General features: G+C 70.9%; 14 protein-coding genes and 2 tRNA genes. 10 read left to right on the top strand and 6 right to left on the bottom strand.

Annotated elements, in window-relative coordinates:
• Window positions 1-6: 6 nt before the first annotated feature.
• The 5 genes from hutI to VNM44_RS16360 all read right to left on the bottom strand — a co-directional run bounded on the left by hutI (window position 7) and on the right by VNM44_RS16360 (window position 5,197).
• Window positions 7-1,224 (bottom strand): imidazolonepropionase, encoded by a 1,218-nt coding sequence (hutI, locus tag VNM44_RS16380; protein ID WP_325627262.1) that lies wholly within the window; start codon window positions 1,222-1,224, stop codon window positions 7-9.
• A 25-nt stretch (window positions 1,225-1,249) separates the two neighbouring features.
• Window positions 1,250-2,938 carry a urocanate hydratase gene (gene hutU, locus VNM44_RS16375; RefSeq protein ID WP_325627260.1) on the bottom strand — a complete coding sequence of 563 codons (1,689 nt, stop codon included), beginning with the start codon at window positions 2,936-2,938 and terminating at the stop codon, window positions 1,250-1,252.
• Window positions 2,935-3,126: a hypothetical protein gene (locus tag VNM44_RS16370; RefSeq protein WP_325627258.1), complete on the bottom strand. Its 192-nt coding sequence runs from the start codon at window positions 3,124-3,126 to the stop codon at window positions 2,935-2,937. Before VNM44_RS16370 ends, hutU begins: the two co-directional genes overlap by 4 nt.
• Before the next feature lie 41 nt (window positions 3,127-3,167).
• Window positions 3,168-4,703 carry a histidine ammonia-lyase gene (hutH, locus tag VNM44_RS16365; RefSeq protein ID WP_325627256.1) on the bottom strand — a complete coding sequence of 512 codons (1,536 nt, stop codon included), beginning with the start codon at window positions 4,701-4,703 and terminating at the stop codon, window positions 3,168-3,170.
• Between the two features lie 197 nt (window positions 4,704-4,900).
• Window positions 4,901-5,197: a hypothetical protein gene (locus tag VNM44_RS16360; protein WP_325627254.1), complete on the bottom strand. Its 297-nt coding sequence runs from the start codon at window positions 5,195-5,197 to the stop codon at window positions 4,901-4,903.
• A 598-nt stretch (window positions 5,198-5,795) separates the two neighbouring features.
• Between VNM44_RS16360 and VNM44_RS16355 the strand changes: the two genes are divergently transcribed.
• Window positions 5,796-6,197 carry an HYR domain-containing protein gene (locus VNM44_RS16355; RefSeq protein WP_325627251.1) on the top strand — a complete coding sequence of 134 codons (402 nt, stop codon included), beginning with the start codon at window positions 5,796-5,798 and terminating at the stop codon, window positions 6,195-6,197.
• A gap of 52 nt (window positions 6,198-6,249) precedes the next feature.
• Here VNM44_RS16355 and VNM44_RS16350 read toward each other — a convergent pair whose 3' ends face one another.
• On the bottom strand, window positions 6,250-7,209 hold the full coding sequence (locus VNM44_RS16350) for a hypothetical protein (protein WP_325627249.1): 960 nt from the start codon (window positions 7,207-7,209) through the stop codon (window positions 6,250-6,252).
• Here VNM44_RS16350 and VNM44_RS16345 point away from each other — a divergent pair.
• From VNM44_RS16345 to VNM44_RS16305, 9 genes are all read left to right on the top strand, one after another.
• Window positions 7,208-7,816 (top strand): class I SAM-dependent methyltransferase, encoded by a 609-nt coding sequence (locus VNM44_RS16345; protein WP_325627245.1) that lies wholly within the window; start codon window positions 7,208-7,210, stop codon window positions 7,814-7,816. The genes VNM44_RS16350 and VNM44_RS16345 overlap by 2 nt on opposite strands.
• Window positions 7,813-8,412, top strand: coding sequence for a uracil-DNA glycosylase family protein (locus VNM44_RS16340; protein ID WP_325627243.1), 600 nt, complete (start codon window positions 7,813-7,815; stop codon window positions 8,410-8,412). The genes VNM44_RS16345 and VNM44_RS16340 overlap by 4 nt, the downstream gene beginning before the upstream one ends.
• Window positions 8,413-8,421: 9 nt before the next feature.
• Window positions 8,422-8,562, top strand: a complete 141-nt coding sequence (locus tag VNM44_RS16335; protein WP_325627241.1) for a hypothetical protein — start codon at window positions 8,422-8,424, stop codon at window positions 8,560-8,562.
• Window positions 8,559-9,437, top strand: a complete 879-nt coding sequence (locus VNM44_RS16330; RefSeq protein WP_325627239.1) for an HD domain-containing protein — start codon at window positions 8,559-8,561, stop codon at window positions 9,435-9,437. The genes VNM44_RS16335 and VNM44_RS16330 overlap by 4 nt, the downstream gene beginning before the upstream one ends.
• 33 nt (window positions 9,438-9,470) lie before the next feature.
• Window positions 9,471-9,541, top strand: a tRNA-Gln gene (locus tag VNM44_RS16325).
• 330 nt (window positions 9,542-9,871) lie between these two features.
• The gene (locus tag VNM44_RS16320) at window positions 9,872-10,333 is read left to right on the top strand and encodes a hypothetical protein (RefSeq protein WP_325627237.1); all 462 of its coding nucleotides are present in this window, start codon (window positions 9,872-9,874) and stop codon (window positions 10,331-10,333) included.
• Window positions 10,334-10,419: 86 nt separating this feature from the next.
• Window positions 10,420-10,650, top strand: a complete 231-nt coding sequence (locus tag VNM44_RS16315) for a hypothetical protein (RefSeq protein ID WP_325627235.1) — start codon at window positions 10,420-10,422, stop codon at window positions 10,648-10,650.
• A gap of 29 nt (window positions 10,651-10,679) precedes the next feature.
• Window positions 10,680-11,876 carry a DUF4032 domain-containing protein gene (locus VNM44_RS16310; RefSeq protein WP_325627233.1) on the top strand — a complete coding sequence of 399 codons (1,197 nt, stop codon included), beginning with the start codon at window positions 10,680-10,682 and terminating at the stop codon, window positions 11,874-11,876.
• A gap of 42 nt (window positions 11,877-11,918) precedes the next feature.
• Window positions 11,919-11,991, top strand: a tRNA-Glu gene (locus VNM44_RS16305).
• Window positions 11,992-12,360: the final 369 nt, after the last annotated feature.

Here is a 12,360-nt window from a genome sequence, read left to right as displayed (position 1 = left end):
GCCCGATTATGCCCGCGAGTGGACGACTCGCCCCTCACGAATGACCGTGCGGACGACGTCTCCCGCCAGGTGGTAGGCGAGATGACGCCAGTCGGGGGCGTCGAGCAGCACGAGGTCCGCGCGGTGACCCGCGGCGATCCGGCCGCGGTCGGCGAGGCCCAGCACGTGCGCGGCGTTTACCGTGCAGGCCGCGAGCGCCTCCTCCGGCGTCAGCCGCAACTGCGTGCACGCGAGCGTGCAGACGACCGGCAGACTCTCGCAGAACGCACTGCCCGGATTGAAGTCCGTCGCCAGTGCGATTGCGGCACCGGCATCCACGAGGGCGCGCCCCGGCGGCATCGGCCTCCCGAGGTAGAGGGCCGCCACGGGTAGGAGCACACCGACGATGTCGCTCGACGCGAGCGCTGCGACTCCTTCCGGGCCGGTCGCCTCGAGGTGGTCGATAGACCGGGCCCCGAGCTCGATCGCGAGCGGCACGGCGCCGATCTCCGACAGCTGGTCGCCGTGAATCCGAAGCACGAGTCCGGCCTCGCGGCACGCGAGGAGGTAGCGCCGCGCCTGCTCGACATCGAACGTCCCCCGTTCGACGAACACGTCGGCCGCGACGGCGATCCGCGCCGCGTCGGGAAGGACGTGCTCGACCGCCCAGTCGACGTACGCGTCGGCGTCCGGGTGTTCGGGCGGCACGGCGTGCGCACCGAGCCACGTCGGAACGCCGCCGGCTTCGCGGACCGCCTCGAGCTGCGCGAGCTCCGTGTCGCGGTCGAGCCCGTAACCGCTCTTCCCCTCGAAGGTCGTCGTCCCGTGCGCGAGCATGGCGTCGCGGTGCCGGGCGACGATCTCGACGAGGGCCGCGTCGCCTGCCGCGCGGGTCGCTCGGGTCGTCGACAGGATCCCGCCGCCTGCAGCCAGGAGCTCCTCGTACGTGGCGCCCCGGGCGCGTAGGGCGAACTCGTTCGCCCGGTCGCCCGCGAACGCCGGGTGCGTGTGGCAGTCGACGAGCCCCGGGATCGCGGAGAGGCCACGACCGTCGAGCTCCTCGACCTCCTCCCCGAGCGAGCCGAGGTCACCCATCCTGCCGACCGCCTCGATCGTCCCGTCGTGCACGAGGACATACGCATCCTCGACGACGTCCACCTCGCGGAGCGCCGCTCCTCGGAGTGGCGCGGTCGCGCCCGCGGGCGTCGCGACCTGCGCGAGGTCTCGGACGAGGAGCCGGCTCACCGCAGGCGTTCGTCTCCCGACGGGCTCACGTGGTGATACCCGGCAAGTCGAGCCCGCCCGCGCGGGCCGCATCGACGGCGTCCTCATAGCCGGCGTCCGCATGGCGCATCACCCCGGTGCCCGGATCCGCGGCGAGCACGCGCGCGAGCCGGTCGTCGGCGTCGTCGCTGCCGTCGGCGACGACCACCATCCCCGCGTGGATCGAGTTTCCGATCCCGACACCGCCGCCGTGGTGGACGCTGACCCACGTCGCGCCGGCGGCCGTGTTGAGCAGTGCGTTCAGAATCGGCCAGTCCGCGATCGCGTCGGAGCCGTCCCGCATCGCCTCGGTCTCTCGGTACGGCGATGCGACCGAGCCCGCATCGAGATGATCTCTCCCGATCACCACGGGCGCGGACACGGCGCCTGAGCGGACGAGCGCGTTGATCGCGAGACCTGCCTTCGCGCGATCGCCGTAGCCGAGCCAGCAGATCCGGGCCGGGAGCCCCTGGAAAGCGACGCGGTCACTCGCGAGACGGAGCCATCGCTGAAGGAGAGCATCGTCCGGAAAGAGCGCCTGGAGCTCCCGGTCGATGGTCTCGATGTCGCCGACGTGGCCGGAGAGCGCTACCCAGCGGAAGGGACCGATGCCGCGGCAGAAGAGCGGCCGGATATAGGCCGGGACGAAGCCCGGGTATGTGAAAGCGTCGCTCAGGCCTGCTCGATAGGCCTCACCTCGGAGATTGTTGCCATAGTCGAAAACGTAGCACCCCCGTCGGACGAGCTCGACCATCGCGCCGACGTGGGCGATCATCGACTGGGACACGAGTCGCACGTACTCATCCGGGTCGCGCTCTCGGAGCGCGGCCGCCTCCTCGAAGGGAACCTCGGCCGGGACGTAGCCGGTGAGCGGGTCGTGGGCCGCGGTCTGATCCGTGACGAGGTCGAACATCTCACCGCGCGCAACGAGCTCGGGCAGCACATCTGCTGCGTTTGCGCGCAGCGCGACGGAGAGCGGGCGACGCCTCGCAGCCGCTTCGCGCACCCGCTCGAGGGCCGCGTCGAGCGTCGGAGCCTGCTCGTCGAGGTAGCGGGACTCGAGCCGGCGGTCGATCGAGCGTTGATCCACCTCGATGCAGAGGATCGCGGCGCCGGCCATCGTCGCAGCGAGCGGCTGAGCTCCCCCCATTCCGCCGAGGCCGGAGGTGAGCACCGTCCGACCGGCGAGGTCCGGCGACCCGAAGTGAACCTCGCCGGCGGCGCAGAACGTCTGGAACGTGCCCTGCAGGATTCCCTGCGTGCCGATGTAGATCCACGATCCGGCCGTCATCTGACCGAACATCGTCAGCCCCTCGGCCTCGAGCCGTCGAAACTCGTCCCAGGTGGCCCACGCGGGGACGAGCAGCGCGTTCGCGATGAGGACGCGCGGCGCACCCGGATGCGTGCGGAAGACTCCGACGGGCTTCCCCGACTGGACGAGCAACGTCTCGTCGTCCGCGAGACGCAACAGCGTCCGGACGATGTCGCGCAGCGCGTCGTGCGAGCGTGCCGCGCGGCCCGAGCCGCCGTAGACCACGAGCGACTCGGGATGCTCGGCGACCTCGGGGTCGAGATTGTTGAGCAGCATCCGTAGCGGCGCCTCCGTCTGCCACGAGCCGGCGTTCAGGTCAGGGCCGCGTGGCGCGCGCACCGTGGAGAGGTCTCCGACGAGTGACTCGACGAGCGCGTCGCTCATCGCGTGTCGCCTTTCTCCCCGACGCGCTTCGTCGCCGCCGCCCGTGTCTCGCGCTGGCGCAGCCGGAACCACGTCCACCCGGTCGCGACGACGAAGTACCCGACCGCAACGAGGAACGCTCGCAGGAACCCGCCGCCGGTGAGCGCCGCGATCACGAGGATCACGAGTGCGAGGACCGCGTGGAGCATCGCCGAGCCTCGGTATGCCCGCGCCGGAGGCGGCAGGTCGCTCACGGCAGCTTCCCCGCGAGCTCGGCCTCGACAGCGGCGAGGACGCGGCCATCGCGAATCGCGTCGGCGACCCGCTCGATGTCGGCCGAGAGCGATCTGTCCTCGCGAACCCGGTCGGAGAGGGTTCGGACGAACGATCGGCCGGCGCGCACCCCCATCCCCGGCTCGAGGGGCGCGAGAAACTCGACCGCCTGCGCGCCCGCGAGCAACTCGATTGCGAGCACGCGCTCGGCGTTCGCAACCACCTGGAGCGCCTTGAGGCCCGCCCCGTTTCCCATCGACACGTGATCCTCCTGGCCGGCGCTCGTCGGGATCGAGTCCACCGAGCCCGGATGGCAGAGCGCCTTGTTCTCCGAGACGAGCGCGGCGGCGACGTACTGCGGGATCATGAAACCCGAGTTGAGGCCCTCCTCCCGGGCGACGAGGAACGGGGGGAGGCCGTCGGACAAGCTCGGGTTGACGAGCCGTTCGGTCCTGCGCTCGCTGATGTTCGCGAGCTCTGCGCACGCGATCGCGAGGCAGTCGAGGCCCATCGCGATCGGCTGTCCGTGAAAGTTGCCGTTCGAGACGATCAGCTCCTCCTCGAGCAACACGAGTGGGTTGTCGGTCGCCGAGTTGAGCTCGATCGCCACGGTGCGCTCGACGTGGTCGAGGAGGTCGCGGCTGGCGCCGTGCACCTGGGGCGCGCAGCGGAGCGAATAGGCGTCCTGCACCTTGTCGCACCAGCGGTGCGACTCGACGATCGCGGAGCCGGCAAGCAGTGCGCGGAGCGCGGTTGCGCTCTGGATTTGCCCCGGCAGGGGACGGGCGGCGTGGATCGCGGGATGGAAGCTCGTCGGCGTCGCCTGGAGAGCCTCGACGGACATCGCGCACGCGACGTCCGCCACGCGCGCCAGACGCCGGGCGCGGACGAGGGCGAGCGCCGCCATCGCGGTCATGAACTGTGTTCCGTTGATGAGAGAGAGGCCCTCCTTCGCGGCGAGCCTGATCGGCGTAAGGCCGCATGCGGCGAGCGCCTCGGCGCCGCCGAGCAGCCGGTCGCCGACGGTCGCCTCGCCCTCGCCGACGAGCGGAAGCGCGAGGTGCGCGAGCGGGGCGAGGTCCCCGCTGGCGCCGACGGAGCCGCGTGAGGGAACGCGCGGGACGACACCGGAGACGAGCGCCGCGACGAGCAGCTCGATCGTCTCGACCCGCGCCCCGGAGAAGCCCTTGGCGAGCGCGTTCGCGCGAAGCAGCATCGCCGCCCGAACGACGTCGTCCGGGTAGGGCTCACCGACCCCGCACGCGTGGCTGCGGAGCAGGCGGAGTTGCAGCTCTTCGGCCTGCTCCGGCGGGATCGTCTGCGAGACGAACCGGCCGAACCCGGTGTTGACGCCGTATGTGTGGTCCCCGACCTGTGACTCGAGGAACGTGCGCGCCGCGGCCGCGCGCTCCCGGCCCAGCTCGCCGAGTGCGGCCGGGCGGCGATCGACGGCGACGTCCCAGACGTCGTCGATCGTCAGGCCTTCCCCGGTCAGCTCGACAGCGGCCGGCACGGCGCGAGTCTAGACAGGCCGGACGCCTGGGCAGCCCGAACGCGGGCGCCGCCTCCAGCGACCCCCCTTGGGGGAGCGACACCCCCTGAAGTCACGCTATCGCGGCAGCCGTGACAGGTGTGTGCCGTCTCTGTGCCGTCTCTGTGCCGGCTTCGTGACGGCGGACTCCCCGAAGCAGGGGGCGACGCGGCCACTCGCTACGAGCCGCGCATGAGCACCGCGCGCTCGGCGAGCACGGCCGCGACGCCCGCAACGTCCGCGAGCGACGGGTCCGCTTCCTCCAGGTACCGGCGCAGATACCTCAGGGCCGCCCGTTCGAACTTCGGCTCGCCCTGCTCGGCGTAGAGCTCGAGCAGCGCACGGGCCTCCGTGAGCGGGACGAATGGCACCTCGAACGCCGCCTGCTCCGCGGCGGTCAGGTTGCCGACAGCCAGAGCCGCCCGCAGGCGAGCGCCTGCATGTCCATCCGAGGTCACGAACACACGTTCCCACATCTCGAGTGATGGTGCTTCGCGGGATGCAAGCGGCTCGGAGCCACTCGCGCAGGTGTCCGTCGCCCGCGACGCTCGCCGTGCCGGTGACCGCCAGGCGAACTCACCGGCCGTGGCGCGCGTCGTCCCTGTGTCACCCCAGTCCACCTCTCCACTCCCTGGTTGACCTCGTGTTGTCGGTGGTGTAACGATCGCCGCGATCGAACGGAGGTCGAGAATGCGGCGATTCGCGGTGCTGGCGGGCTTGGCGGCGGCTGTCGCGGGGACTGTGGCGTTGGTCGACGCTCGGTCGTCCTCGTCGCTCGCAGCCGGGACCCTGAACCTGCGGGGAACCCTGCGAGTCGTCTCCGAACCGGCCGCATGCCCGTCGGGGGCCCCCGCGGATGCCGCCGGCTGTCGAGCACGCACCGGCAAGGCCTCCGTGCGAGGACTGGGGATCGCCTCGGAGACCTACACCTGGTTCTATCGCCTCGGGCCGCCGACGTGTCCCTCGGCCGACGTCGGGAAGCCACTCGCCACCACCGGTCGCCTCCTTGTCTCGGGGAAGGGAGAGATCCGCTTCGCTCTCGCAGATGGAGACCGGTGCGTCGAGGAAGAGCCCATGCGGAACGAACCGCAGGGCTTCACGATCACGGGCGGCACGGGTGTGTATGCAGGCGCCACCGGAAGCGGCACGGTCGAACGCTCGATCAGCGGCGGCTTCGGGTCGGAGACCTGGGCCGGGACGCTCACGCTTCCCGGGCAGGAGTTCGACGTGACGCCGCCCGTGCTGATCGGGGCCCGCTCGCGGACGGTACGCGCTCCAGAGGGTGCCAAGCACGCTCGTGTCACGTTCACGGTCACGGCAAACGACGTCGTGGACGGCAAGGTCCCGTCAACGTGCACGCCGCGGTCGGGCAGTCGATTCAAGGTCGGCCGCACCAGCGTCAAGTGCTCTGCCACGGACTCCAGCGCCAACGCGAGAAGCGCATCGTTCACGGTCACCGTCAAGGCGCGGACGTAGGGCACCGCATCTCGGCACGAAGGAGCCGGTCATACATCAGGCACGCCGTGGCTCACCGCAGATGCCACTCGAGCACGCGGTCGGCATCCAGGCGCTCGAGCCGCAGCACGCGGGCCGCAGCCTCGAGCGCAGCGGGCGTCGGCAATCCCGCCGGGTCGAGCGGCTCCTCCACCCCCGCCGCCGCTGCCGCCTGCGCGACGCTCGCCGCCGGGATCAGTCCGACGAGCTCACCGTGGCCGACGGCGAGCCCTCGCGCCACGGCTTCCTTCACGACACGCTCGACCAGGACATGAGGAGCCGTGGCTTCGAGATCGACCACGTTGGTGGAGAGCTGAACGCCCCCTCCGAGCTCGAGCGCCAGCGCCTGCACCCCCGGGAGCCCGCCTGACGACTCGCGCACGGAAGCTGCAAGCGCAACCGCCGCTTCCATGGAGCCGCGGAGCTCGAGGTTGAATGCGAGAAGGGGCGCTCGGACGCCGACGAGCACTGCCCCGGCGCGGGCATCGAGCCGGCGGGGCCCATAGGCGGGGACGAGCTCGCCGTCGTCGATCCGCGCCTGCAGCGTCTCGGGGCCGCCCCGACGGTAGAAGGCCGGCCGCCGGCCGTCCCCCAGCGCGCCATAGAGGAAAACCGGCACCCCGAGCTCCTCTCCCACCCTTCGGCCGACCGTGTTCGCGACCGTGGCCGCCCGAACCAGATCGCCACGCTCGAGCGGCACGAGCGGAACGACGTCGGCCGCGCCAACGCGAGGATGCACGCCGACGTGCCGCCGCAGGTCGATGCGCCGGCGCGCCTCGTCGATCCCGGCCACGAGGCCGTCCTCCAGAGAACGATCGTCCCCGACCAGCGTGACGACCGCCCGGTGATGGTCCGCATCGACGTGGGTGTCGAGCACGCGGGAGCCGGCGCTCCCGAACGCGTCTGCGATGGCAACCACGACGGCCGGATCACGTCCCTCGGAGACGTTCGGCACGGACTCGAGCACGGCCATCGCGCCTACCCTACGACTCATGCGCGAGCCGACCGCTCCTGCCTACTACGACAGGCGTGCGCCCGAGTACGACGACTGGTATCTCGGGCGTGGCCTGTACGCCGACCGCGACCGTGCCGGGTTCGACGACGAGCTGGCCGACGTCCGTACGGCACTCGCCGCCCTCGCCCCCGCGGCCACCCTCGACGTCGCCTGCGGGACGGGTTTCCTCACGCGCCACCTGCCGGGCGCTGTCACGGGCCTCGATCAGAGCCGCCGCATGCTGCGTGTCGCGGCCGAGCAGGCACCCGCCGCGACGCTCGTCGAAGGCGATGCGCTCTCCCTCCCCTTCGCGGACGACGCCTTCGACCGGGTCTTCAGCGGTCACTTCTACGGCCACCTGGACCCGTCGCAGCGCACCGCCTTCCTCCGGGAGGCTCGTCGGGTCGCACCGGAGCTCGTGGTCGCGGACGCGTCGATCGAGCACTCCGAGGTCGACGAGGAGTGGTCGCGCCGCATCCTCGAGGATGGGACGAGCTGGGAGGTCTACAAGCGATGGTTCACGCCCGCCGGCCTGCTCGCCGAGCTCGGCGGCGGCGACGTGCTCTACGCCGGCACGTGGTTTCTCGTCGTGCGCTCGCCGCGATGAGCCGCGCGCGCTCGATCCGGGCTCTCCAACGCGAGAACGCGCGCTGCCGGCGTTGCCTCGAAGCCGGCTACCCGATCGTGCCGCCTCCCGTCTTCGCTGGCCGCGCAGGCCAGCGGGCGTACCTCTTCGGACTGGCGCCGGGCCGTGTCGAGGCGGAGAGGGGGCTGCCGTGGCAGGGGCGCGCAGGCCGCACCCTGCGCGGCTGGCTGCGCCTCGACGAGGACGAGTTCTTCGCCCAGTTCTACTGCGCGTCGCTGACCCGCTGCTTCCCCGGGCCGAGCCCCAGCGGCCGCGGCGACCGCCGCGCCACACGCGCCGAGGAGCTCCTCTGCGCCCCCTGGCGCGACCGCGAGCTCGAGCTCCTGCGCCCACGTCTGGTCGTGACGGTCGGTCAGGCCGCCGCCACGCGAGTGCTCGGCGTCAGCCGCCTGACCGAGGCCGTCGGCAAGAGCTACCTCGTCGACGAGGCGATCGTCGTCCCGCTCCCCCATCCATCCGGTGCGAGCGGCTGGCTGAACGACTCGACGAACCGGGCGCGTCTCGGCAAAGCCCTCACCCACGTGCGCCGCGAGCTCGGCCGGCTCGAGCTCGCGTAGGATCGAGCGGTGAGCATCGGCGCCGTCCTCGACGAGCCGTGGAACCTCTTCACGCGCTTCTTCCCCCGGTTCTTCGTGATCGTGCTCGTCGTGTTGGCGACCACCAACCTCCAGGCACACGCGGACACGGACCTCGCCGCCACGGGATGACGCTCGACCCGGAGACCGAGGCACGGATCGAAGAGCCGGCGTCGGCCGACGCCGTCAGGGAGGCGCGGCTCACCCCGGCCGAGGCCGTCGAGCACATGCGGATCCGGCTGCCGGACCGGGGGAACCGCAAGCTTCGGCGAGTGCTCGAACGAGCGAACGCCGACCGGGAGCTCAAGGGCTGGTGGCACGTCTCGAACGTCAACGCCGTGGTGCGGCTCGAGATCAACGACCACTCCTGGGTGCACATCCAGATCGTCGCCAACATCGCGCTGAAGCTCCTGCGCCAGCTGACGAAGCACGGAATCGAGCCCTCGGTCGTGCGCGACTACGGCATGCAGAACGAGGACTCCGAGGTCGTCGTCGTGCTCGCCGCCCTCACGCATTGCGTCGGCATGTCCGTGCACCGGCGGGGACACGAGGACTGGAGCCTGTTCCTCGCCGAGCCGAAGCTGCGTGAGCTGCTCGACGGGATCTACGACGAGCCCGACCGCACCGTGATCGTCTCGGAGGTGCTGCAGGCGATCACGAGCCATCGCGCCGACGGTGAGCCTCTGTCGCTCGAGGCCGGGATCCTCCGCGTCGGGGACGCGCTCGACATGGCCAAGGGACGCTCGCGCATCCCGTTCGAGAAGGGCCAGGTCTCGATGCACTCGCTGTCCGCGGCCGCCGTCGAGGAGGTCCTGATCGGCGACGGCGAGACGAAGCCGGTCCGCATCGAGATCGTCATGAACAATTCCTCCGGGCTCTTCCAGGTCGACGGGCTGCTGAAGGCGAAGCTACGCGGCTCCGGGCTCGAGCCGTACGTCGAGGTGATCGCGCACATCGACACCGCCGACGAGAAGCGCCTCGTGCCCGAGTACCGCCTCGAGATCTGAGCCGCCCGGCCGGGTACAATCCGGGCCGAGCCCTGCGGGATCGTCTAATGGTAGGACGCCGGATTCTGGCTCCGGAAGTTGGGGTTCGAGTCCCTGTCCCGCAGCCTCCGAAACGCCCCGAAAGGGGCGTTTCGCGTTGCACGGGCCGAAAACGCTTGTGACAACGGTTGTGAAGCTTTCGTAAGACAATAGACCTCACTTTGTGCGCCCCGGTAGCCTCGGCTGATCCGATAGACGAACGGTGAGCGCCGGGCTCTTCCGCGTACGGAGCCCGACTGCGGCGCGCGCCGTGCCCCTGTCTCCGACGCGGAGGTACCGTCCTGAAAGCCCTCGTCACGGGCCTGTGCGCCCTCGTTCTCTGTGCCACACCTGCCGCCGCCCAGGCAGCGACGCCCGCCGGCCTCGGCGACCAGCTCGCTCGTCACGTCGCCGCGATGCAGAAGAGCACCTCGGTGATCCGCTTCTTCGAGAAGCACCGTTGGTTGCTCCAAGACCGGCGCTTCAAGAAGGAGGCGACGCACAGGCTCCGCATCGCGAAGCGGACCCTGGCCGCCTCGCGCGCGAAGGCGGCGCACAGCCGCGCCCGAATCGCCCGACAACGGGCAGAGCTGCACCACCGGCGGCTCGTCGCCGAGCTCCGCGGCTCGCCCGCGAAGGCGATCTGCCACGTGTTCGGCTCGTACTGCAACGAGGCGCTTCGCGTCGCCCGCTGTGAATCCGGCTACAGCGTGAACGCCCAGAACGGCCAGTACCTCGGCCTCTTCCAGATGGGCACGAACGAGCGGCGCATCTTCGGTCACGGCGCGGACGCGCTCCGGCAGTCCCAGGCCGCCTATCGCTATTTCGTCCGCTCCGGCCGCGACTGGAGCCCATGGTCGTGCAAGCCGTGGTACTGAGCGACGGACACGTTTCCTGCGCAAAGTGCGGAACCGGGCAAGCGGGCCGGGTTCCCACGAAGCGCGATCGCTGGTAGAGAACGATCGTGCCCTTCTGGCGGAAGCCCGACCGCCTGAGGCCCCTCGACGAAGCGGCCGCGTACGCACGCTGCCACGGCGACCGCGACGAGTCGGTCCGCGTCGTGAAGCTCCCCGCGCGGCGGGCGCGCTACGACCTGCTCGCCACCGGCGAGGAGATCCGGCGGCGCTTCGAGGAGCGCATCGACGCCCGCGAGCCCGACCCGCCGCTCGCACAGACGCCGCCCGCGACGGCCTGACCTCACCGACGGCGTCGCCCCGCCCCCGCGTGGCCCCGACGCTCACGATCCGCCCCGGGCATCCGGACTTTCTCGACCTTCCGTGGGAGACGTCCCTCGTCGACTGGCGCGTGCCCGCTCTGCTCGACCTGCCCAAGGGAATCAGCCGCCACGAGGTCCGGTTCCTCGCGTATCCGAACGGAATCTACGTCGTCAAGGAGCTCCAGCGACGACCCGCCCGCAACGACTTCACCGTGCTCCGGGCGCTGGAGGCGGCCGGGGCGCCGGCGGTGCGCGCGGTCGGGATCGTCGAGGGAAGGGACCCCGACGCCGGCGAGGAGCGATCGGCCGCCCTGATCACCGCCTACGAGCCGTTCTCGTTCTCGTACCGCGAGATCCTCATCGGCCCCGGTTTCGGCGCCCGCAGGAACCAGATGCTCGACGCGTTCGCCGGCCTCCTCGTCCAGCTGCACCTCGTGTCGTGCTACTGGGGCGACTGCAACCTGTCCAACGTCCTCTACCGCTTCGACGCCGAGGCGATCGACACGATCATGGTCGATGCCGAGACGTCGGAGATCGTGCCCGGCCCACTGACGGACGGCCGCCGTCTCGAGGATCTCGAGATCATGGTCGAGAACGTCGCCGGCGGCATGGCGGACATCGCGGCGGAGGCCGGCGTGGACCTCGAGGACGCGGACCTCGAGCTCGGCCTCGACATCGCCGAGCGGTACCGCAACCTGTGGGCCGAGCTCAGCCGGACGGAAGCGATCGCGGCCGACGAGCGCTACCGGATCACCGAGCGGATCGAGCGGATCAACCGGCTCGGCTTCGACGTCGAGGAGGTCGATCTCGTCCCGTCCGCGGACGACGCCGACCGGCTGGTGATCAAGGTCCGAGCCGGCGGGCGCACTTTCCACGCGAGCCGGCTCAAGTCACTGACCGGCGTGGACGCGCTCGAGTACCAGGCCCGCGCGATCCTCTCCGACGTGCACTACTACACCGCGCGGCACGACGTCGACGCTCCCCTTGACCGCGCCACGGCGGCGATCCGCTGGCGCGTCGAGGAGTTCGAGCCGCTCCTCGCGGAGCTGTCGGCCCTCGACGACCTGGCCGATCCGATCCAGGCGTACTGCGACGTGCTCCACCACCGCTACATGCTGGCGTCAGGGATGAAGCGCGATGTGAGCACGCGGGAGACGATCGCCGACTGGCTCGCGAAGGGCCGCCCCGGCTACCCGCTCGGGTAGCCGGAACGGCGAAGGCCGTCCGCTACACTCCCCGTTCGCCACGGCCCATTCGTCTAGTGGCCTAGGACACCGCCCTCTCACGGCGGCGGCACGGGTTCGAATCCCGTATGGGCCTTGAGGCTGCACATGCTGGAAGTACCGCAAACCCCGTAGACATGCGGGGTTTGTGCCGCTTTGCAGGCAGTTCGTGACGCCGAGCGGCGTGCACGGGCGTGCTCGGGAAAGCCGGTTCTGCGCACCTCGTGCTACGCCCCGTGCTACCCCCGAGGTTCGCGGCGCAGGAGCTCGGCGATCGGGCTCGTTCCGCGGATCGCGCCGCTGCAACCGCGGCCCACGGCTGGAATGCCCCTGAGACGCGCCGTGCGCCTCCTGCGGTGGCGCCCGCCACGCTGTCGACCTCGAGCCGCACGAATTCGCGAACGATGCGGGTGACCGTCTCTCGGTCCTCCGCTTCGAGCTGCCGGCGGAACGCGCCAGGGAGCGG

It is taken from the genome of Gaiella sp. (assembly GCF_035558935.1).
Taxonomy (GTDB): Bacteria; Actinomycetota; Thermoleophilia; order Gaiellales; family Gaiellaceae; genus Gaiella.
This window is presented reverse-complemented; position numbering and strand designations above follow the sequence as displayed.

Bases quoted from the DNA above. Each gene is read 5' to 3' on its own strand.
- VNM44_RS16340 (WP_325627243.1), top strand. From the start codon at position 7,813: ATGAGCCGCGCGCGCTCGATCCGGGCTCTCCAACGCGAGAACGCGCGC.
- VNM44_RS16370 (WP_325627258.1), bottom strand. From the start codon at position 3,126: ATGCTCCACGCGGTCCTCGCACTCGTGATCCTCGTGATCGCGGCGCTC.
- VNM44_RS16355 (WP_325627251.1), top strand. From the start codon at position 5,796: ATGCGGAACGAACCGCAGGGCTTCACGATCACGGGCGGCACGGGTGTG.
- VNM44_RS16350 (WP_325627249.1), bottom strand. From the start codon at position 7,209: ATGAGTCGTAGGGTAGGCGCGATGGCCGTGCTCGAGTCCGTGCCGAAC.
- VNM44_RS16320 (WP_325627237.1), top strand. From the start codon at position 9,872: ATGCAGAAGAGCACCTCGGTGATCCGCTTCTTCGAGAAGCACCGTTGG.
- hutU (WP_325627260.1), bottom strand. From the start codon at position 2,938: ATGAGCGACGCGCTCGTCGAGTCACTCGTCGGAGACCTCTCCACGGTG.
- VNM44_RS16360 (WP_325627254.1), bottom strand. From the start codon at position 5,197: ATGTGGGAACGTGTGTTCGTGACCTCGGATGGACATGCAGGCGCTCGC.
- VNM44_RS16330 (WP_325627239.1), top strand. From the start codon at position 8,559: ATGACGCTCGACCCGGAGACCGAGGCACGGATCGAAGAGCCGGCGTCG.
- VNM44_RS16345 (WP_325627245.1), top strand. From the start codon at position 7,208: ATGCGCGAGCCGACCGCTCCTGCCTACTACGACAGGCGTGCGCCCGAG.